The sequence below is a fragment of the Nocardia sp. NPDC060220 genome (assembly GCF_042727815.1).
Taxonomy (GTDB): domain Bacteria; phylum Actinomycetota; class Actinomycetes; order Mycobacteriales; family Mycobacteriaceae; genus Nocardia.
Window position 1 is genome coordinate 1 of sequence record NZ_JBHWZY010000020.1, and the last position, 18892, is coordinate 18892.

Annotated in this window: 19 protein-coding genes; 17 read left to right on the forward strand and 2 right to left on the reverse strand. The window is 68.4% G+C overall.

Going from position 1 to position 18892, the window contains the following annotated elements; translation table 11 throughout:
• Positions 1–1111 (forward strand): FUSC family protein (locus ACFWF3_RS02080; protein WP_379312094.1); only part of this gene is annotated, 1111 nt, incomplete at its 5' end.
• 99 nt (positions 1112–1210) lie between these two features.
• Here the strand turns inward: ACFWF3_RS02080 and ACFWF3_RS02085 are convergent.
• On the reverse strand, positions 1211–1429 hold the full coding sequence (locus ACFWF3_RS02085) for a hypothetical protein (RefSeq protein WP_379312095.1): 219 nt from the start codon (positions 1427–1429) through the stop codon (positions 1211–1213).
• A 711-nt stretch (positions 1430–2140) separates the two neighbouring features.
• On the opposite strand from ACFWF3_RS02085, the gene ACFWF3_RS02090 reads away from it, so the two are divergent.
• Both ACFWF3_RS02090 and ACFWF3_RS02095 read left to right on the forward strand, forming a co-directional pair.
• Positions 2141–3130, forward strand: coding sequence for a hypothetical protein (locus ACFWF3_RS02090; RefSeq protein ID WP_379312096.1), 990 nt, complete (start codon positions 2141–2143; stop codon positions 3128–3130).
• 10 nt (positions 3131–3140) lie between these two features.
• Positions 3141–3326, forward strand: coding sequence for a hypothetical protein (locus tag ACFWF3_RS02095; RefSeq protein ID WP_378991687.1), 186 nt, complete (start codon positions 3141–3143; stop codon positions 3324–3326).
• Positions 3327–3330: 4 nt separating this feature from the next.
• On the opposite strand, the gene ACFWF3_RS02100 is transcribed toward ACFWF3_RS02095, so the two are convergent.
• Positions 3331–5043 (reverse strand): glycoside hydrolase domain-containing protein, encoded by a 1713-nt coding sequence (locus ACFWF3_RS02100; protein ID WP_379312097.1) that lies wholly within the window; start codon positions 5041–5043, stop codon positions 3331–3333.
• 231 nt (positions 5044–5274) lie between these two features.
• On the opposite strand from ACFWF3_RS02100, the gene ACFWF3_RS02105 reads away from it, so the two are divergent.
• From ACFWF3_RS02105 to ACFWF3_RS02170, 14 genes are all read left to right on the forward strand, one after another.
• A complete protein-coding gene (locus tag ACFWF3_RS02105) occupies positions 5275–6030 on the forward strand; it encodes a prolipoprotein diacylglyceryl transferase (RefSeq protein WP_379312098.1) in 756 nt (251 codons plus the stop codon).
• Complete coding sequence (locus ACFWF3_RS02110) at positions 6027–6425, forward strand: hypothetical protein (RefSeq protein ID WP_378991691.1); 399 nt, start codon at positions 6027–6029, stop codon at positions 6423–6425. Before ACFWF3_RS02105 ends, ACFWF3_RS02110 begins: the two co-directional genes overlap by 4 nt.
• A 5-nt stretch (positions 6426–6430) precedes the next feature.
• Entirely contained in the window at positions 6431–7981 is a 1551-nt protein-coding gene (locus ACFWF3_RS02115) for a radical SAM protein (RefSeq protein WP_379312108.1), read from the forward strand.
• Positions 7978–8250, forward strand: coding sequence for a hypothetical protein (locus tag ACFWF3_RS02120; RefSeq protein ID WP_379312099.1), 273 nt, complete (start codon positions 7978–7980; stop codon positions 8248–8250). The genes ACFWF3_RS02115 and ACFWF3_RS02120 overlap by 4 nt, the downstream gene beginning before the upstream one ends.
• A gap of 69 nt (positions 8251–8319) precedes the next feature.
• Positions 8320–9768: a S8 family serine peptidase gene (locus tag ACFWF3_RS02125; protein WP_379312100.1), complete on the forward strand. Its 1449-nt coding sequence runs from the start codon at positions 8320–8322 to the stop codon at positions 9766–9768.
• 8 nt (positions 9769–9776) lie between these two features.
• Entirely contained in the window at positions 9777–10388 is a 612-nt protein-coding gene (locus ACFWF3_RS02130) for a 1,4-alpha-glucan branching protein (protein ID WP_379312101.1), read from the forward strand.
• Positions 10389–10475: 87 nt separating this feature from the next.
• Positions 10476–11681, forward strand: coding sequence for a GNAT family N-acetyltransferase (locus ACFWF3_RS02135; RefSeq protein ID WP_379312102.1), 1206 nt, complete (start codon positions 10476–10478; stop codon positions 11679–11681).
• 139 nt (positions 11682–11820) lie between these two features.
• Positions 11821–14130 carry an ATP-binding cassette domain-containing protein gene (locus tag ACFWF3_RS02140; RefSeq protein ID WP_379312109.1) on the forward strand — a complete coding sequence of 770 codons (2310 nt, stop codon included), beginning with the start codon at positions 11821–11823 and terminating at the stop codon, positions 14128–14130.
• The gene (locus ACFWF3_RS02145; protein ID WP_379312103.1) at positions 14127–14717 is read left to right on the forward strand and encodes a DUF308 domain-containing protein; all 591 of its coding nucleotides are present in this window, start codon (positions 14127–14129) and stop codon (positions 14715–14717) included. The genes ACFWF3_RS02140 and ACFWF3_RS02145 overlap by 4 nt, the downstream gene beginning before the upstream one ends.
• A gap of 219 nt (positions 14718–14936) precedes the next feature.
• The gene (locus ACFWF3_RS02150; RefSeq protein ID WP_379312104.1) at positions 14937–16358 is read left to right on the forward strand and encodes a three-helix bundle dimerization domain-containing protein; all 1422 of its coding nucleotides are present in this window, start codon (positions 14937–14939) and stop codon (positions 16356–16358) included.
• A 224-nt stretch (positions 16359–16582) separates the two neighbouring features.
• Entirely contained in the window at positions 16583–16783 is a 201-nt protein-coding gene (locus ACFWF3_RS02155; protein WP_378629218.1) for a hypothetical protein, read from the forward strand.
• 91 nt (positions 16784–16874) lie between these two features.
• The gene (locus ACFWF3_RS02160) at positions 16875–17210 is read left to right on the forward strand and encodes a hypothetical protein (protein WP_379312105.1); all 336 of its coding nucleotides are present in this window, start codon (positions 16875–16877) and stop codon (positions 17208–17210) included.
• A gap of 287 nt (positions 17211–17497) precedes the next feature.
• Positions 17498–18325, forward strand: a complete 828-nt coding sequence (locus tag ACFWF3_RS02165; protein WP_379312106.1) for an alpha/beta fold hydrolase — start codon at positions 17498–17500, stop codon at positions 18323–18325.
• Between the two features lie 46 nt (positions 18326–18371).
• On the forward strand, positions 18372–18800 hold the full coding sequence (locus tag ACFWF3_RS02170; protein WP_379312107.1) for a nitroreductase/quinone reductase family protein: 429 nt from the start codon (positions 18372–18374) through the stop codon (positions 18798–18800).
• Positions 18801–18892: the final 92 nt, after the last annotated feature.

Genomic DNA, 18892 nt, shown 5'->3' on the forward strand with positions numbered 1-18892 from the left:
GATGTGGGCCGAGGTCGCGTTGATGTCGGTCGGTGCCGCGGTTGCGGCGATGTCGGTATCGGCATTCCGGATCACCGGTCCCGGCCCGGTGATCCTCGTCTTCGCGGCCACCGCGGCGATCGGATATGTCAGCGCCCCCGGCGATGTCGTCCGCGTGTGCTCGGCCGCGGCGATCGGCGCCGCGGTGGGACTGCTCGCGCAGACGGTGCCACTGCTGGTGCTGCCCCTGGGGCCCGCCCGGCTGGCCGTCGCCCGGGCGCTCTCGACTGTCGCCGCGCTCGATCGCGGTGGGTCCGTCGAACCGGCCCGCGTCGCGATCGCGCACGCGCGGGAGAAGGTGGCGCTCAGCGGTGTTCGGGGCGGGGATGCCAGACACCACCGTGACCTGATCACCTTGCTCGACGAGGCGGAGGCCGCGGTCGACGACTGGACAGCGGGGGACCGAACGCGACTGCTCGACGTGGTCGGGCACGAGGCAGAACTGCGCAAGATCAAGCGGCGCAGCATCATTTTCGACCGTGGCGCCGAAGTCGGGGCGTCCGCGCTGCCGCGTCCCGAGGGGTTTTTGGCGACGGGCCTGTCCGGACTGCGCTCACGCGCGGTCCTCGGTAACGCGGCGCGCATCGCGCTCGCCTCGGCCTGCGCGGGGTGGTTCGCGGCGGCCGCCGGGCTCACCCATCCGCTGTGGGCGTCGATGGGTGCGATGGCCGCGATGCAGGGTGTCTCGTACGCGATGACCGTGCAGCGTGGAATCCAGCGACTGCTCGGCAATGTCGGCGGCGCGGTCATCGGGGCGCTGCTGATCGCGGCGGGCCTGGGGTACTGGGCGACCGCAGTGGTGATCGTGGTCTTCCAGGTGAGCGCCGAAGTGATGGCCGCACGCAGCTACGCGCTCACCTCACTGGCGGTCACGCCGATGGCGTTGCTGATGGTCGGCCTCGGGGTGCACCTCTCGCCCGAGATCGGCGTCAGCCGGATCGTGGACACCCTGATCGGCGTCACGGTCGGCGTGGTCATCGCGGCCGTGACGATCAGCCGCTCGGATCTGCAGCATCTCCACACCTCCTCGGCCACCGACGTGAAGCAAGGCGCCACCCGCGTTCGTCCGTGAGATCGGCGCGGTGAGCACAGCGCGGGCGACGGCCCGAGTGCTCCGTTCCGGCAACGCGAGATCGGAGGTGAGCAGCCCGCTGCCGGACACCGGCTCCGATCAACCAAGCGATCGACGGTGGTCGCCCCGAGTCGCCGCGGTGTAGGCGGCGGCAAGCATCACGACGCATCCGAATAGTCGAAGCTGCGTGGGGTTCTCATCGAGGAAGAGCACCGCCGACCCCAGCGTGCCGACCGGGACCAGCATGAGGACGGCGGCATTCACTGTGCTGCTCAGCCCGTCAGCGGCGAACAGCACCCCGGCCGTCGCCGCGACCATGACCGGCCGCCGAGACAGTGGACCGTCCCGACGACGTTCCCTGCGCGAGCAGTCACAGTGCGGGCACGGCCAGCGCATATCGAAAGATAGTGGCAGTCACGGGGGAGACCGCTGCCATCAACAGGCGCGGTCGTCTCCCGCCCAGGGGCGTCCTGAGCTTCGAAACCGTGTGCTGCCTTGGGCGGCGGACCATCGGGTGACGCTATGTCGACTGGCAAGGGTGAGCATCTGATTTCCGGGGCGCGGGTTTCGTGCAGCCGCTGAATCGGCCGTGAGCTCAGAGTGAATCGGTCATTGGTACGCCCGTACAGGCGAGCACAGTTTTTCATGAGTTCCGTAGCTATTACGTTTCGTTGTCTGCGACCAAACGGAAACGTAAATCATTCAAGGTCATTCGAAACGATCTCAGATCCTGACCACCGATAATGTTCACTTATCGGAGGTCAGACTGGGCATGGCCGGATCTGACTCGCGAAGGGGCGACACGGATTTCGTTTCGTGTAATACGTAACGTATTGACGAAACCAACGCTACGATTCACCCGTGTCGAGCGTATGCAACTATCCGGGCTGTGCCCGTCCCATTACCCGCGCCGGTGGGCCAGGTCGTCCCTCCGAGTACTGCGATCACCCCGACCACACGCGGTGGCGGGCGTGGCGGGAAAGGCAACGGCAGCAACAGGAGTCCGAGAGTGCGGCCCCTACCGTCACTGTGACGGCTCAGGGGCCGGTGACGGTGGCGCGTCTGCGAGCCGACGAGCTGCTCGGGCAATTCCGGGGACTGGCCGAGCAGCTGGGGACCACGCTGAACGCAGCGGTCGCCGAGCTGCAGACAATCGGGGATCCGTCGGTGGCCGAGGCGCAGGTCCAGGCGGTTCAAGCCGACGCGGCTCGCCGGATCGCCGAGGCGGAGATGGCGACAGTGGCGGCCGAACAAGCGCGGCGCGAGGCCGAAGAGGCACGCGCACTGGCGGAATCAGTGGCCGAAGAGGCGGTGGCGGCCGCGGAACACGCCGAACAGGCGGTGGGGGAAGCGCTCGCGGCCAGGGACGAAGTCGTGGCCTCGGTCGACGCGCTCACCCGACAAGCCTCCGAAGATGTGTTCGCCGCGCGCAGCGACGCCGAGGCGCAAGTGCGTGCGGCACACCAACAAGCAGCCGACGACATCGACGCGGCGCGACAAGAAGCCGACGACACCGTGGCCCGTGCCCAACAGCGCGCCGACACCGAGATCGCGCACCAGCGCCGCGACGCCGAGGCCCGGATCGCCGCCGCGAACGCCGAACGGGACCTGGCGATCCAGCGGGCCGCCGACGCCGACCGTGCCACCGAACGCGCCGAACAAGCCACCGCCGAACGCGTGGAGGCCGCCGCCGAAGCACGCGAGGAGTGGCGCCGGGCCCGCACCGAACTCGACACCGCGCGCGGTGAACTCGACCGCACCCGTACCGAACTCGCCGAGCTGCGCCGTACCACCACCGCCGAAACCCAGCAACGCCGCGACGAAGCGGCAGCCGCACTCGAGCAGGTGCGCACCGAAGCCGCCGAACGGTGGGCCGCGCTCGACGACGCCCGCAAACAAACGCTGGCCCGTGCCGAACGCGCCGAAGCGCAGCTCGACGAACTCCTCGCCACCACCCGCAGCCCGCTACCGCAAACACGAGCGGGGGTATCGGGGGCGGCGAGCAGCGACCTGGACTAGCGTCACGCACATGACCGAGCAGCCCGGCCCTCTCGAATCGACGCGTGAGTTCGCCGCCATCGACATCGACGACATGCTGAACGCCGACGAAACCTACACCGGACCGACCTCACGGACGCGACTGATCGCGATCCTGGTGGTGGTGGCACTGCTACTGGGCGCCGGTGCCACCACCCTCGCGATCCTGCTGGCCTGACCTCTCACGCGGGCCGGGGCAGCGGAGTGTCGGGTTCGCCGGAATTGCGCAGCGCGACGATCTGTTCGGGCACCCAGTAGATCCGGCCGAACTCGAATGCCTGGTAGGCCCCGTCGTCGTGGGCGGTCTCGTCGGAGGCCGGCCAGCCGAGCTCACCGTTCTCGTACCCGGCCGCCGCCCACCGCGCACCGATCGCACCGTGCACCCAGTACGCGGGTTGGCCGGCGCGCCGGTAGACCGTGCCGCCCTGAAACGCTTGCGCCAGCCCGGGGCCGGACCCGCGCGGATCGGGCAGTTCGGTGTGCTCGGCCGTCGGATAACCCAAGGGGCCTGTCTCCCACTCCAACTCCGCGTACTTGTCCATGACCGCGGTGGGGACGGCGTGGGCATCGGTGCTCGGATGCCAGTACACGTAGCCGTGCTCGAATTCGGCGAAACGTCCCACCCCGTCCGGTGTGCTGAGTTCGCCGTCGGTGCGCCGCGCGCCCAACCACGGGGACGCGGCGGCACGGACATCGATCGCGTTCGGTCCGGTCCCGTCGGCGAACGAGGCGACGTGGGCGGCGAACACATCCCACGGGAAGTTCGGGCCCACATCGGTATGCGAGCCGATGCCCAGTGCCCTCGTGACGTACTGATGGTCGGAGATCCCGTCGCCGACGTGGTAATCCGGCTCGATCACCTCGGTCGAGTACCCGTGCCGGTGCGCGCTGCGGACAGCGAGGAACGCCGCGATCCGCAGGTCGCCGTCGATGGCCAGCCACTGTTGCCGCGACCACGCGATCCGGCTGCCCGCGAAGCACAGATTCACCGTGAACGGGTTCGCCGAGAGCACCGACCAGGACGCGAGCTCCTCGGGCACCACGCGCACCACCACCGCGTCGCGCAGTGTGTAGTGGTAGGACACCCCGTTGGCCGGGTTGTTGAGGTAGGCGGCAAGGGATTCGGCGGTGCCGTTGCCCTCTTGGGTGTGCAACAGGAAATTGGTGATGCGAGCCCCTTCGCGCGGGGAGTGCGAGGGTCCGAGCCGATCGATCTCGGTGAACTGAGGTACCGATACCGAACGGTCGAGCGCCCACTGCCCGAAGTCGGGGGCGAGGATGTCGTTGACGTCGACGCGGGTGCCGTCGATGATCGGTCCGGGGTTGCTCGGGGTGTCGATCACCCGCTGGTAGAGCACCGCGCGTGGTTCCCGTTCGGTACCCGACCAGGCCCGCGTCTGCCATGCCCAGCTGAATTCCCCGCGTGCGCCGACCACCCCGTCCTCGATCGCCCACGCACACACTCGCGAATGCCCGTAGATCCCGGTCCAGGCGGTCCCCAGTACCGAGTTCACGCCCCGGAAGAACTCCACGGCCGTGCTGTTCCATTGCGACAGCGAGATGTCCTCGTCGACGGCGAAGAAGATCGGTGCGTGTTCAGGCGCGCCCACGCTCAGGTGGGTGGCCGACGCCTGTTCGGCCATCCGGCGACCGCCCTCGAAACCGGTAGTCCAGTCCGAGGGGGTCGCGTCGCCGGGTTTGCCGTACTGCCAGATGGAGACGATGTCGAGCCCGGCGGCGGTGAGCGCGCGAGCGTAGTCGGCGGTGATCGGTTTGGCACCGAAGTTCGCACCCGGCCTGCTCGGTGAGATGTAGGCGAGAACCGCCGAATGGCCCGCCGCGACGATCGCCCGCGGTTCGATGAGCCTGGCCGCGAAATCGACAGCTGTAGACATGATTGACCCCCTGTATGGCTGCGTATCCGATGGAATTCCGAGATGGTGGAACTATCGCGATGATTGACGCTGGTACCCGAGGATCGGCACCGGGGTGAGGATCTCACCGTGCATCATTCTAAACGAAACACTCACTCCTGCACCGGCGTTCACCAACGAACAGGGTAGTACCCGAATTCGGGAGTAGTTTCACTCACGCGTGCCGGCCCGTGGGCCCGCTAACCTTTCGCCATGGTGGCGCAGCTGATGTGGGGGATCCCGACGCACGGGTTCTTCGTCGCGCTCGGTGTCGCCGTGGCCGCGGTGGTGTTCGTGGCCGAGTGCAGGCGCCGCGACGCGCTGCGCGAAGAGTCCCTGGTCGCGGTCACCGGGGCACTGGTCGGTGGGGCGATCGGGATGCGGTTGTCGAGTCTGGTCGAGACCCTCGATCCGTACGAGAGCTGGATGTTCGGTGCGCGCAGCGTGCTCGGCGGATTGTTCGGCGCGTATGTGGGCGTGTTGATCGCGAAAAAGATCATCGGATATCGGGAACGGACCGGTGACCTGTTCGCTCCCGCGGTGGCGCTGGGCATGGCGGTGGGGCGCGTCGGCTGCTTGCTCACCGAGGCACCGGGACGGCCGACGAACCTGCCATGGGCGATCCACGCACCCGCGACGGTGCCGCAGTGCCCGGGATGCGTGGCCGGTGTCGCGATGCATCCGAGCTTTCTCTACGAAATCGTGTTCCAGTTGGCCGCTTTCGGCGCACTGTGGTGGTTGCGAGACCGGATCAGCACGCCGGGTGAGCTGTTCACCCTCTACGTCGGGGCGTATGCGATCTTCCGGTTCCTGGTCGAGTTCACCCGCGCCAACGACACGGTATGGCTGGATCTGACGCGCCCGCAATGGTTCCTGGTGCCGGGACTGGTCCTGGTGGCGGTGCGCTGGAGCATCGGCTACCGGCGCGGGAACTACGACGGTGTACTTCGACGAAAGGTCGTGGCATGAACTTTCCTCCTGGCCCACCACCGAACATGCCGCCCCCACCGCCGCAGCAAGGCGGGAAACCGCCGGGCCAGGGCGGTCAGGTCGCGGCGATGGCGTTGGCGGGGGCGATGGCGTTCATCGTGGCGAACGCGATGGCGGGATTCTTCGTGTTCATGGTCGTCGCCTCCCTCGATGACGACGCCGCGACCAAAGCGCTGTTCGGGCTGACCGCGGTGGTCAGCGCGGCAGCGGCATTCGGGGGTGGCTGGCTGTTGATCCGGCGCAAACGGCCCGCGCCCAAAGGGTTCGGGATGGGGCTGATGATCGGGTGGTCGCTGGTCACGGTGTGCACGGCGGGTTTGTGCACGGCCATCAACCCGGAGCTGTACACGGGCATGTTCGGGATGGCGCGATGACCGGGATGCCGTTGCGGGGCGATCGGATCCTGCGCTACGTGACCGCGTTCTGTCCCCGCTGCCACGACGAACACCCCGACACCGCGCTGCCCGACGTCGCGAGACTGTCGGGGTGGCTCGCCGAACGCGACGGGAAGGTCTTTCTCGAACGAGGGTGTCGAACCCACGGCATGGTGCGGACCCTCTACGACGAGGACCCCGAAATCCTGGCCTACCTCGAAGAATGGACCGCTCCGACCAAAGCGCACCTGCCCGACACCGTGGGCAATTTCGACCCGGTGCCCTCGGCGTATCTACGGGGGCTGCCCGAGATGCAGACCCAGCACACCTGCATCCTGCTCGAAGACATCATCGACAGCTGTAACCTGCGCTGCCCCACCTGTTTCGCCGACTCCTCGCCCGAACTGCGCGGGGTGGTGTCGGTCGAGGACGTGCTGGCCAATGTCGATCAGCGCCTTGCCCGCGAGAACGGGCGCTTGGACGTGCTGATGCTCAGCGGCGGCGAACCGACTCTGCATCCACAGTTGGCGCGGCTGCTGACCGAATTGACCGCACGGCCGATCACCCGGATCCTGCTCAACACCAACGGACTGCGCATCGCCGTCGACGACGAACTGCTGGCGCTGCTGCGTGCCCATCGCGACCGGGTCGAGGTGTATCTGCAATACGACGGGGAAACCGCGCAGGCCTCCCGCCATCACCGTGGCGGTGACCTGCGTGTCCGCAAACAGCAGACACTGCGACGGCTGTCGTCGAACGCCGTCTTCACCACCTTGGTGATGACCGTGGCCCTGGGTGTGAACGACGACGAGATCGGCGCGGTCCTGCGCACCGCCATGGACACACCGTTCGTCGGCGGGGTCTCGATCCAACCGCAATTCGGTTCCGGGCGTTCGGGAACGATCGACCCGATGAACCGGCTCACCCACACCGGTGTGCTGGCCCGACTCGGCCCCCAGACCGACGGATTGGTGACCTGGCGTGACCTCACCGCACTGCCGTGCTCGCATCCACACTGCTGCTCGGTGGGCTATCTGCTGCGTGACGACGCGGGTGAATGGCGGTCGCTGGTCTCGCTGATCGGGCACGAGAGACTGAAGCAGCAGCTGGGACTGGTGTCCAACCGGATCGCGGATTCGGCGCTGCCCGCCGAACTGCGGGTAGCGGTCCAGGAATCGTTGCTGGGATTGCTCTCGGAGCAGTCGTCGCTGTCGCATCCGGAGATCGGGCGGGTGTGGCGCAACATCTGCGAGAACTGCGATCTGGGGATGTCCACGCTGCTCACGCTGGCGTCGTCGGCGTTGCCGGGGCGGCGTCAACGGTTGCGCACACTGCTCGGGGAACGCGTTGTGCGGATCACGGTGAAACCCTTCATGGATATGTCGACGATGATCGAGGAACGGCTCACCCAGTGCTGCGTGCACGTGGGGACCCGTGCCGATGCCGATCAGTGCGCGCCGTTCTGCGCGGTGCAGGCCTGGCCCGCACTGTCGCGGCAGCGGTTGTCGGCGGCGGCACCGGCGGGGCGAGCGTTGTTGCCGGTGGAGGTGCGGTGAGCGAACGCGGGGTCTACTACGAGGAGGCGATGCGCGGGCAGCAACCGCACGACCCGTTGACCTTGTGTGTGGTCGCGACGGTGGCGTTGCTGACGTGGTTGGTGGGGCCGTGGGCGGTGGTCGGGTTCGGTGCGCTCGCGTTCGCCGGATACTGGCGGGCGTGGCGGGCGGGGTTGAAACGCAGTCGATGCTGGTTGCGCGATACCCGGCTGGTGCTGGGGTATGTCGGGGCGATCGCCGTGATCGGGGCCGCCGCCGCGGTGTGGTAGCGGCGTGTCGCCAAAGCCGGTGTGGCAGAACGGTAGCGGGCGGGCGCGGGGCACGGTTGACTGGTAGCCATGGCCTCCACCCGATCCAGCAGGCAGCGCCGACCCGGGGTGCCCGCACCCTCGGTCCCGCCGGGCGAACTGATCGTCGTCACCACGCCGACCGGCCCGGAGATCACGCCGATCGCGCTGCGCGAGAACCGGTCCGTACGCACCAGGGTCGACGAGCTCCTGCCCGCCACCGCGCGTCTGGTACCGATCTTCGGCCCGGACAACCGGCTCGCGGCCCGCCTGGCCGATACCCCGCAGGCGCCGGTCGCGGGGGAGTACCTCAGCTACTACTCGGTGCACGGTGAACTGGGCGACCTCGGAGAGCTCGCGCACCGGCTGCGCGAGGACGACACCGTCGCCGCCGCCTACGTCAAGCCGGCGGCCGAACCACCGCTGGCACCCCTCGCGGAGAACATCGTCGCACCGCGAGCGCCCGCTGTGACACCCGATTTCCGGGTCAGACAGGCCTATCTCGACGCCGCACCGCACGGCATCGACGCGGTGTGGGCACATGGTCGGCCCGGCGGGCTCGGCACCGGCGTGCGGGTGATCGACGTCGAGGGCGCGTGGCGGTTCACCCACGAAGATCTGCGACAGAACCAGGGCGGAGTCATCGGCGGTACCGCCTCCGCCGATCTGGGATGGCGCAACCACGGCACCGCCGTCGCCGGCGAGATCAGTGGCGACCTCAACGAATTCGGCGTCACCGGAATCGCACCCGACGCCCACATCAGGGCCATCTCGATCTTCGGCATCGGCTCGGCCGCCGCGATCCGCTCCGCGGCCGACGCTCTGCATCCCGGCGACATCGTGCTCATCGAACTGCACCGCCCCGGACCACGATTCGACTACCAGGCCACTCCCGATCAGCGCGGCTACATCGCCGTGGAATGGTGGCCCGACGACTTGGCCGCCATCCGCTACGCGGTGAGCCGGGGCATCGTCGTCGTGGAAGCGGCGGGCAACGGCGGCGAGAACCTCGATGACGCCGTCTACGACACCCGTCCCGGCGACTTTCCCGCCACCTGGCACAACCCGTTTCGCGCGGGCCCCGCCGATTCCGGTGCCATCCTGGTCGGCGCGGGCGCCCCACCGCCGGGCCTGCACGGCCGTGACCACGGGCCCGCCCGCTCGCGTCTGGACTTCTCCAACCACGGCGCCCGCCTCGACACCCAGGGCTGGGGTCGCGAAGTCACCACCACCGGCTACGGCGACCTGCAAGGCGGTCCCGACGAAGACCTCTGGTACACCGACGAATTCAGCGGCACCTCCAGCGCGTCTCCGATCGTCGTCGGCGCCATCGCCGCCTACCAGGGCATTCGCACCACCGGCCCCGGCCGCGCGACCCCCGGCCAGATCCGGACCCTGCTCCGCACCACCGGCTCGCCCCAAACCGCCGCCCCCGGCCGTCCGACCACCCAGCGCATCGGCACCCTGCCCGACGTGCGCGCCATGACCGCGAAAGGCTGAGGCCCCCGATGGCAGTGATCCATCAGACCACCGTCACCCCGTCCAAGCGCGATCTCGTCGCGGCGTGGTTGCCCAGTCGGCACTGGTACCTGGGCACGACCCCGTGCCTGGACAGAGTCGGTGGCTTCCGCCTCGACGACCCGGCCGGAGAGGTCGGGATCGAATTCGTGCTGTTCGTCGACGGGTCCGGTGCCGACCAGGTGCTGTATCAGGTGCCGATGACCTATCGCGGGGCACCGCTGCACGGCGGCGACTCGGCGCTGATCGGCACTGCCGAGCACGGGGTGCTCGGCCGGCGCTGGATCTACGACGCGACCCGCGATCCGGTCGCGATCGCCGCCGTCATCGATCTGCTGACCGGCCGCGCGACCGCTCAGGCTCAGAGTCTGAGCGACACGACCGACCCGACGGTCGTTGTGACACCGGCCGGGTCGGCCGACGGCAACCTCGGCCTGGCTGTGGACGGCGTCGCGCACACCGATGTGCCCTGGGGGTCCGCTGCCGTGCGATTCCATCGGGTGCCGGTGTCGTTGTGGGTCGGCGGAGCCGGTTCGGTCGCCGCACCCTCGGCGCTGGGCCCGGTTGTCGAGTTGATCAGCGTGGTGACCGACTGGGCATAGCGCTGCCCGTGCGGGACGGACCGACACGTGCTCTGCCGGGGAGAAAACCGGATGTGCCGGGGCGGGGTGGCGTGGCAGGGTACGAGCATGGCATCGGCGAAGAGCGTGTGCGTTCGGACGGCGACTCCCGCGGACTCCGCGGCGATCGCGGGGTTGCAGGAGGCCGGGTTCGGGATGCGGTACGGGAGCGATGAGAACGAATACCGGGGAGCGGTCTTTCCGGTCGAACGGTCACTGGTCGCGGTGGAGGGCGACCGGATCGTCGGGCACACGGTGGATCGGACGATGACGATCACGGTGCCGGGGGAGCGGACGGTGCGCGCGTGTGGAGTGTCGGGGGTCGCGGTGGCGCCGACGCACCGGCGGCGGGGGATCCTGCGCGAGTTGTATCGGGCCCAGCATGCTCGGACCGAGGCCGACGGGTTGCCGTTGACGATCTTCACGGCCAGCGAGGGCACGATCTACGGGCGGTTCGGCTACGAGGTGGCCGTCATCGACACCGCGATCTCCATCGATCCGCGGCGTGCCGAATTCCGTTCCACCACACCGGATCCCGGTGGCGTCACCTTGGAGACACTGCACGATGCCGCCCCGCGGATCCGCGAGATCTACGAGCGCTGGCAGCAGGTGACGGCGGGGGCACAGGTTCGGCCGGATGCCAAGTGGGACCTGTTCTTCGCCGACATAGAACGCCACCGCCACGGTGCGACCACGCTGTTCGTCCTGCTGCACGCCGACGGCTATGCCCTCTATCGGCGCTCGCGGCGCGAGAACCGTGACATCGCCTCGGTGTGGGAATTGCGTGCGGTCACCCCGGACGCGCACGCCGCGCTGTGGCGGGTGCTGCTCGGTATGGATCTCGTCGACACCGTGGAAGCCGAGATCGCCGACGACGATCCGCTCGCCTACATGCTCACCGACCCGCGCACCGTGCAGATGACCCACCGCGGTGACGCACTGTGGGCGCGGGTCATGGATGTCCCCGCCGCTTTGACCGCCCGCGCCTACCGCGCCGACCTCGATACCGTCGTGGCGGTGCGCGATCCGTTCCGCGACGCCGGCGGGAACTTCGCCCTGCGGATCCGCGACGGCGTCGCCGAGTGCGAGCCGACCACCCGGACAGCGACTCTCGGCTTCGATATCAATATTCTCGGCGCTCTCTACTTCGGTGCCCATCGCGCGAACACGTTCGCCGCCGCGCACCGGATCGCCGTCGAGGATCCGAAGGCATTGCGTGCGTTCGACGAAGCCTTCACCACCGACCGTGCCCCGCAATTGGGGTGGTTCTTCTAATATCTCGGCAACGGGCGCGTTCGCCCCGAAGGTTGCTCCCCCGGGAGTACGGTGGGTAGCTGTGGATTCGCACGAGGTCGATTCTTCGGTTCGGGTGCGTGGCGCCCGGGTCCACAACCTGCGTGATGTCGACGCGGACATGCCACGAAATGCCCTGGTCGCCTTCACGGGAGTGTCGGGTTCCGGCAAGTCTTCGTTGGCGTTCGGCACGCTCTACGCGGAATCGCAACGCCGCTACCTGGAATCGGTGGCACCGTATGCCCGCCGGTTGCTGAACCAGGTGGAAGCGCCCGATGTCGACACCGTCACCGGCCTGCCGCCGACGGTGGCCCTGGCCCAGCGCCGGTCCTCGCCGTCGTCACGCTCGACGGTCGGCACCGTCACCGCGATCTCGAACACGCTGCGCATGCTCATGTCCCGCGAAGGCGATTATCCCGACACCCCGGCCAGGACGGGCCCCGGGCACTACCCGGAGGGCACCAACCGTCTCTACTCCGACGCGTTCTCCCCGAACACCGTCGAAGGCGCCTGCCCGCGCTGCCACGGACAGGGCGTCGTCCACGAGGCCACCGAGGCGTCGATGGTCCCGGACCCGTCGCTGAGCATCCGCGAGGGCGCGATCGCCTCGTGGCCCGGTGCCTGGCAGGGCAAGAATCTGCGCGACGTACTCGGCGCGCTGGGCTACGACATCGACCGCCCGTGGCGTGAACTCTCACCCGCCGCCCGCGAATGGATCCTGTTCACCGAGGAGAAGCCGGTGGTCACAGTGGAACCGGTGCGCGAACCGCATCGCATCCACCGCCCCTATCAGGGCACCTACACCGGCGCCAAGCAGTTGCTGTTGCGCTCGCACGCCGAATCCAAGAGCGCGGCGACCAGGGCCCGCGCGGCCGAATACCTGCACACCGCCGTCTGCGGACTGTGTGCGGGGCGACGACTCAAACCCGAAGCGCTCGCGGTGACCTTCGCCGGGTACAACATCACCGAGTTCGCCGACCTGCCGCTCAGCGAACTCGTCGAGGTGCTGCGCCCCTACACCCCCGGCACAGAAGCCGTGGCGGTACTCACCCAGGACCTCACCTCCCGCATCGATGTGCTCATCGAGCTCGGGCTCGGCTATCTGAGCGTCGACCGGGAGAGCCCGACATTGTCCGGCGGTGAGCTGCAACGATTACGGTTGGCCGGGCAGTTGCGGTCGGGCCTGTTCGGCGTCGTCTACATTCTCGACGAACCCTCGGCGGGACTGCACCCGGCCGACACCGCGGCACTGACGACAGTGCTGGACCGGCTCAAGCGCTCGGGCAACAGCGTGTTCCTGGTCGAACACGATCTCGACGTCGTCCGCCACGCCGACTGGCTCATCGACATCGGTCCCGGCGCCGGTGTGAACGGCGGTGAGGTGCTCTACGCCGGTGAGGTCGAGGGGTTGCGGCAGGTGGCCGACTCGGTCACCCGGCCCTACCTGTTCGACGAGATCGTCCGCCCACCGCGCGCGGCCCGCACCCCGACCGGCGAGCTCCGATTACGCGCCGTCACCAGCCACAACCTGCACGACCTCGACGCCGACATCCCCCTCGGGGTGTTCATCGCCATCACCGGCGTCTCCGGTTCGGGCAAATCCACTCTGCTGCACGCTGTGTCGACGACCGCCGCCGCCGACCCGGACATCGTGCGGGTCGTCGAAGTCGATCAGGCGCCGATCGGGCGCACCCCACGGTCGAACCTGGCCACCTACACCGGCCTGTTCGACACGGTCCGCAAACTCTTCGCCGCGACCGACGCCGCCAAAGCCCGCGGATACGGTGTCGGCCGGTTCTCGTTCAATGTCGCCGAAGGCCGTTGCCCGACCTGCCAGGGCGAGGGATACATCACCGTGGAGCTGCTGTTCCTGCCCAGCACCTACAGTCCGTGCCCGTCCTGCCACGGTGCGCGCTACAACCCCGAAACCCTCGACATCACCTACCGCGACAAAACCATCGCCGAGGTGCTCGATCTGACCGTCGACCAGGCCGCCGACTTCCTCGACGACGTCGACGTCGTCGCGCGTGCCCTGCGCACGCTGCGCGATGTCGGCCTCGGCTACCTGCGGCTGGGCCAACCCGCCACCGAACTGTCCGGCGGTGAGGCCCAACGGGTGAAACTGGCCACCGAATTGCAGCGGGCCCGGCGCGCGGGCACGGTTTACCTGCTCGACGAACCGACTACCGGGCTGCATCCGGCGGACACCGATATCCTGATGACACAACTGAATTCGCTCGTCGACAGCGGCGCCAGTGTGGTGGTGGTCGAACACGACATGACCGTTGTCGCCGGGGCCGACCACGTGATCGACATGGGACCGGGCGGCGGCGGGCAGGGAGGCCGGATCGTGGCGCAGGGGACACCGAAACAGGTGGCGGACAGTGCGGTCAGCCGGACTGCGCCCTACCTGCTGGAGCGGCTGACATGACCGGCAGCGCGGATCGGACCCGCACCGCGATGCTCGTCGCCGGCGGATGTTCGTTCCTGCTCGGTGTGGCGCTGCTGCTGTGGCCCGGGCGCGCCGAATCCACGCTGGCGACGCTGTTCGGGATCTCGCTGATCCTGAGCACCGTGGTGCAGGTGTATCTGGCGTTCATGGCACGGATCGCGTTCCCGCTGCGGGTGCTGGTACTGGTCAGCGCCGCACTGACGGGGATCTTGGCGGGCCTGGCCTTCCAGGGCGGCAATATCGAACTGCTGGCCCTGTGGATCGGCATCGGCTGGTCGGTGCGCGGTGTGGTGCACGCGCTGGTCGCCGCGTGGGACGACAGCGTCGAGGACGGCTGGGCGCACGAACTGTGCGGGCTCGCCACCACCGCGATCGGCATCGCCATCATCGCGATCACCTTCCAGACGGTCACCGGGCTGGCCACGATGGCCGGTGGCGGGCTGGTCGTGATCGCCGTGATGGAACTGCTCGCCGGTGGGCTCGGGCGGGCGGCGATGCAGGCGGCGCGCGGGTCCGCGACCGAGGAGCAGCCGCCGCCGGTTCGGGCCGCTACCGGGCTGCAGTAGCGAATCACACACTGCGACTTCAAGATTCGAGGTTTACGCGAACTCGCGGACAACGTGACATTGCGGGCAGTCGAGCGAGCGCTGAACTCTGCGTGCACCCTCGCTCACGGCTGGGGTATCTGTGCTGCGCGACGGTAGCGTGGCCCGCGGCGTGCGCACGGGGAGGGCCCTGTTCGGCGCGCCGCGTCCGCAGCCCGATTGTGAGCCCAGGAGAATGTGGTGTCGCGCGTAGTCCCCGGCGTAGCTGCCGATGCCGTCCAGCGTGAAGAGCTGGCTATGCGGCGCATGACCGAGAGTTTGGTCGAAGACCTGTCCGAGAACGTCCCCGTCGACCAGGTGACGTCGGCGGTCGGCGCCGCGCACCACCGATTCAGTGGTAAACCGATCCGGGAGTTCGTGCCGATCCTGGTCGAGCGGATCGTGCGCCGCGAACTCGCCGATCCCGACCCGACGGTACGGGTTCCTGCCCCCGCGGCCGGCGTGCGCGCCGCGGAACTGATCGCGCGCGAGTCGAACACCACCGAGGAACCGCCGAAGCGCGCGGTGAGCAGGCGTGCGGTGGTGCCGTTGTCGATCGGCGCGGCTGTGGTCGTGGCCGGTGTCGTCGCCGGACTCGTGCTCCTGCCCGGCGGTGCCGATGCGCCGGCCGCCGCTCCTGTCGCCGCCGTGACGGTGGTGCGCGGGGTGGTGGGGTCGGAGAAGATGTCGTTCTTCGCCGACGAGCGCGTGGCGAAGGTGCTCGCCGACAACGGCCTTCGGGTCGAGGTCGAACCGGCCGGTTCGCGCCAGATCGCGACCACCGTCGACCTCGGTGCGTTCGATTTCGCGTTCCCGTCGAGCATTCCGGCCGCCGAGCGAATCCAGCGCCAGCGCAACATCACCACCAAGTACACGCCGTTCTCGTCACCGATCGCCATCGCCACCTACCGGCCGATCGCGGACCTGCTCACAGCGGCCGGGGTGATCAAGCCCGGCCCGGTCGCGACGTTCGACATGGGCAAGTACCTGGAGCTGGCCGGGACCGGCGTGCAGTGGGACGACCTGCCCGACAACACCACCTACCCGGTCGCCAAGAACATCCTGGTCTCGACGACCGACCCGCGCAGCTCGAACTCCGCGGCCATGTACCTCTCGATCGCCAGCTATGTCGCCAACGACCACACCATCGTGCGCGGCGCCACCGCCGAACAGCACGTGTTGTCGGCACTGTCGAAACTGTTCCTCGCCCAGGGTTACACCGACAACAGCAGCGACGGACCGTTCAACCAGTACCTCACCAACGGCATGGGCCCGACCCCGCTGGTCTGTATCTACGAGGCGCAGTTCGTCGAAGCCGCGGGCAAGGGCCGGATCAAGCCGGACATGGTGCTGACCTATCCGACCCCGACGGTCCTGTCGAGCCACACCCTCGTCCCGCTCGACGCCACCGGCGACAAGATCGGCAAACTGCTCACCGACAACGCCGAATTGCGTCGCCTGGCCGCCGAACACGGCTTCCGTACCGGCGACACCACCCAGTTCACCTCGGTTGCCGCCGAACGTTCGGTGCCGGTGGCCGCCGATCTGATCGACGTCGTCGACGTGCCGGCCTACGAGACCCTCGAGCACCTGCTCGACGGGGTTGCCAACTCCTACAACTGAACTCACCTCCCCGGTGCCGCGCAGCTCCCCGGCTGCGCGGCACCGGTGTTCCGGTGGCCAGGAGGACGCGTTCAGGACATGCGGCGTCGCACTGATTCGTGTTCAGGTGACGGGCGGACTGTAGTGCCGGATTCGGGGGTTGACACGAGTTCGGCGCACGACTGTACACTGATGTGTTGCCAGGCATCCGAGCTGGCCCGCACTGCGAATGGAGTTCCACCGAGATGGACAAATTCGAACCCGGCCGAGAACTGATCCACGAGCTGTCCATCGCGGCACGCCGCACCGGTACCGCGCTCGCCGCCATCTTGGGCGACGCGGGTCGCAAGAGCGCGCGCGAGGTGGTCGATCTGGCGCACGAGGGACGTGAACTGGTCGCCGGAACGCTGCGGGCCAGCGCTGACGAGCTTCGCCGCCGCCGTTGAGTGCGCGCCCGCGCGGATTCCTCCACACCGCTGCGGCGTTCGCGGGAAGTCCCCGCGGCGGCGGCGAGCGGGTCTCGGTAGGATTCGGCGGGTGCCAGATTCTTCCGAGATAGCCCGGCTCTTCGATCGGCGACCGCGCCACTGGGGGTCGCCCGCGGACCCGGTGGCTTGGAATGCGGTGCGGGACAAGGTCTGCGCGCAGGTCCCGCCGGAGACCGCGACGGAGTTCGTGACGCTGCTGCGGCGTGAGATCGTCCAGGTGACCGGGGTCGACGTCGACGATGCGGACGCGTTGTCCGGGGCGTCCGTGCTGGTCGAAGGGCGATCCGAAGCTGTGGACCTGCCGACCTGGCGCACCGTTGTGCTGCCGCTGCTGACTGCTCGCGCGCGGCAGCTGTACGGCGAACTGCCCACCGAGCGCCCCTGACGCATCACCTCGTCGGGCGCGCCAAGGCTGGCTCTCTCCGTCATGTTCGCGCACTTGCCCGTCCTTTGACGAGGAGGGCTCGAGAGCATTCAGTGCACGTCTGTACACTCCACGCGCTGGCCGTGTGCTCGCTGAGCCTGCACGTCGGCACCCCAGGGGCCACCGCAGAAATTCGCATGACCTGCGGAAGAGATTGTCGGAAAAGAATGTTCGTGGCGAGCGATGAGTTCTTCCGGCGCGCACCGTCTGTATGAGTGCTACCTGTAGCCGAGATCCGGGAGAGCCTCATGACCGCCAGTTCCGCCGTCACCACCGGCACCCTCGTGGTGCCGGACGCCTGCCTGTACTACGAGGTCCGTGGTGCGGGACCGCTGCTCGTCCTCGTCGGTGCCCCGATGAACGCCGCCTCGTTCGCCGCGGCCGCCGAACAACTCGCCACCACCAACACCGTGCTCACCACCGATCCGCGCGGGCATTTCGGCAGCCCCCTCGACGACCCGAATCAGGATTCGACGGTGCTCGCCCGCGCCGGGGACCTCGCCCAGCTCATCACCCATCTCGGCGCGGGCCCGGCCGTGGTGTTCGGATCCAGCGGTGGCGCGGTCACCGCGTTGGCCCTGGCCCAGACCAACCCCGACCTGGTCACCACTGTCGTGGCCCATGAGGCGCCGCTGCGTGAACTGCTCCCCGACGCCGAAGCCCAGCGCCCACTCACCGAGGACATCGTCGCCACTTACGCCACCGGCGATGTGATCGGCGCCTGGCGAAAGTTCTTCGCCCAAGCCACTATTGCCATCCCGGAACCGATGCTCGTAGAGATCTTCGGCGGCGACCGCGATCCCCGACAGGTCGCCAGCGAACGTTTCTGGTTCGCCCATGAACTGCGCCCGACCACCTCCTGGGTACCGGACCCGCCGTTGCTGCGTTCGATCCCGACCCGGGTGATCGTCGGGATCGGTGCCGAGTCCACCGGTCAGTTCTGCGATCGCACCTCGCGGGAACTGGCATCGGCGCTGGGCGTCGACCCGGTCCTGTTCCCCGGCGACCACATCGGATTCGTCAACGATGCCGTCACCTTCGCCGCCCGCCTGCAGGAAGTACTCGACGAGCCGTGAGCGTGGTTGCTCGCGCACGAGCGGGCCGGGGGAGAAGATGCCAGGCATGAGCGAATCACAGGACTGGAACAGCAAGATCATCGCCGAGTTCCGAGCCAACGAAGGGCGCGTCGGTGGGCCGTTCGAGGGTGCGCCGATGGTGCTGGTGCATCACCGAGGGCGGCGTACCGACCGGCAACTGGTGTCTCCGATGATGTACTTGGCCGACGAGAACGACCCGAAGCTCGTGTACGTCTTCGCTTCCAAAGCCGGTGCCCCCACCAATCCCGACTGGTACTACAACCTCATCTCGGCGGGCGCGGCCGACGCCGAGGTCGGCACCGAGACCTTTCCGGTCACCGTTACCGAAGTGACCGGCGACGAACGCGACCGCCTCTACGCCGAGCAGGCACGACGGTATCCCGGTTTCGCCGGATACGAGGAGAAGACGAAGGGCATCCGCACCATTCCGGTGCTGGCGTTGCGCCGGAACTGATCGGATGAGGTAGCGGGGCAGGGCAACCGGACCGCCCTGCCCCGCTACCGAAGACCGAGGCGGGGGTAGTACCGCAGTCCTGTCTCTTATAA

Bases quoted from the DNA above. Each gene is read 5' to 3' on its own strand.
- ACFWF3_RS02145 (WP_379312103.1), top strand. From the start codon at position 14,127: ATGACCGGCAGCGCGGATCGGACCCGCACCGCGATGCTCGTCGCCGGC.
- ACFWF3_RS02115 (WP_379312108.1), top strand. From the start codon at position 6,431: ATGCCGTTGCGGGGCGATCGGATCCTGCGCTACGTGACCGCGTTCTGT.
- ACFWF3_RS02105 (WP_379312098.1), top strand. From the start codon at position 5,275: ATGGTGGCGCAGCTGATGTGGGGGATCCCGACGCACGGGTTCTTCGTC.
- ACFWF3_RS02155 (WP_378629218.1), top strand. From the start codon at position 16,583: ATGGACAAATTCGAACCCGGCCGAGAACTGATCCACGAGCTGTCCATC.
- ACFWF3_RS02125 (WP_379312100.1), top strand. From the start codon at position 8,320: ATGGCCTCCACCCGATCCAGCAGGCAGCGCCGACCCGGGGTGCCCGCA.
- ACFWF3_RS02100 (WP_379312097.1), bottom strand. From the start codon at position 5,043: ATGTCTACAGCTGTCGATTTCGCGGCCAGGCTCATCGAACCGCGGGCG.
- ACFWF3_RS02130 (WP_379312101.1), top strand. From the start codon at position 9,777: ATGGCAGTGATCCATCAGACCACCGTCACCCCGTCCAAGCGCGATCTC.
- ACFWF3_RS02140 (WP_379312109.1), top strand. From the start codon at position 11,821: ATGCCACGAAATGCCCTGGTCGCCTTCACGGGAGTGTCGGGTTCCGGC.
- ACFWF3_RS02135 (WP_379312102.1), top strand. From the start codon at position 10,476: ATGGCATCGGCGAAGAGCGTGTGCGTTCGGACGGCGACTCCCGCGGAC.
- ACFWF3_RS02170 (WP_379312107.1), top strand. From the start codon at position 18,372: ATGAGCGAATCACAGGACTGGAACAGCAAGATCATCGCCGAGTTCCGA.
- ACFWF3_RS02110 (WP_378991691.1), top strand. From the start codon at position 6,027: ATGAACTTTCCTCCTGGCCCACCACCGAACATGCCGCCCCCACCGCCG.
- ACFWF3_RS02165 (WP_379312106.1), top strand. From the start codon at position 17,498: ATGACCGCCAGTTCCGCCGTCACCACCGGCACCCTCGTGGTGCCGGAC.
- ACFWF3_RS02085 (WP_379312095.1), bottom strand. From the start codon at position 1,429: ATGGTCGCGGCGACGGCCGGGGTGCTGTTCGCCGCTGACGGGCTGAGC.
- ACFWF3_RS02095 (WP_378991687.1), top strand. From the start codon at position 3,141: ATGACCGAGCAGCCCGGCCCTCTCGAATCGACGCGTGAGTTCGCCGCC.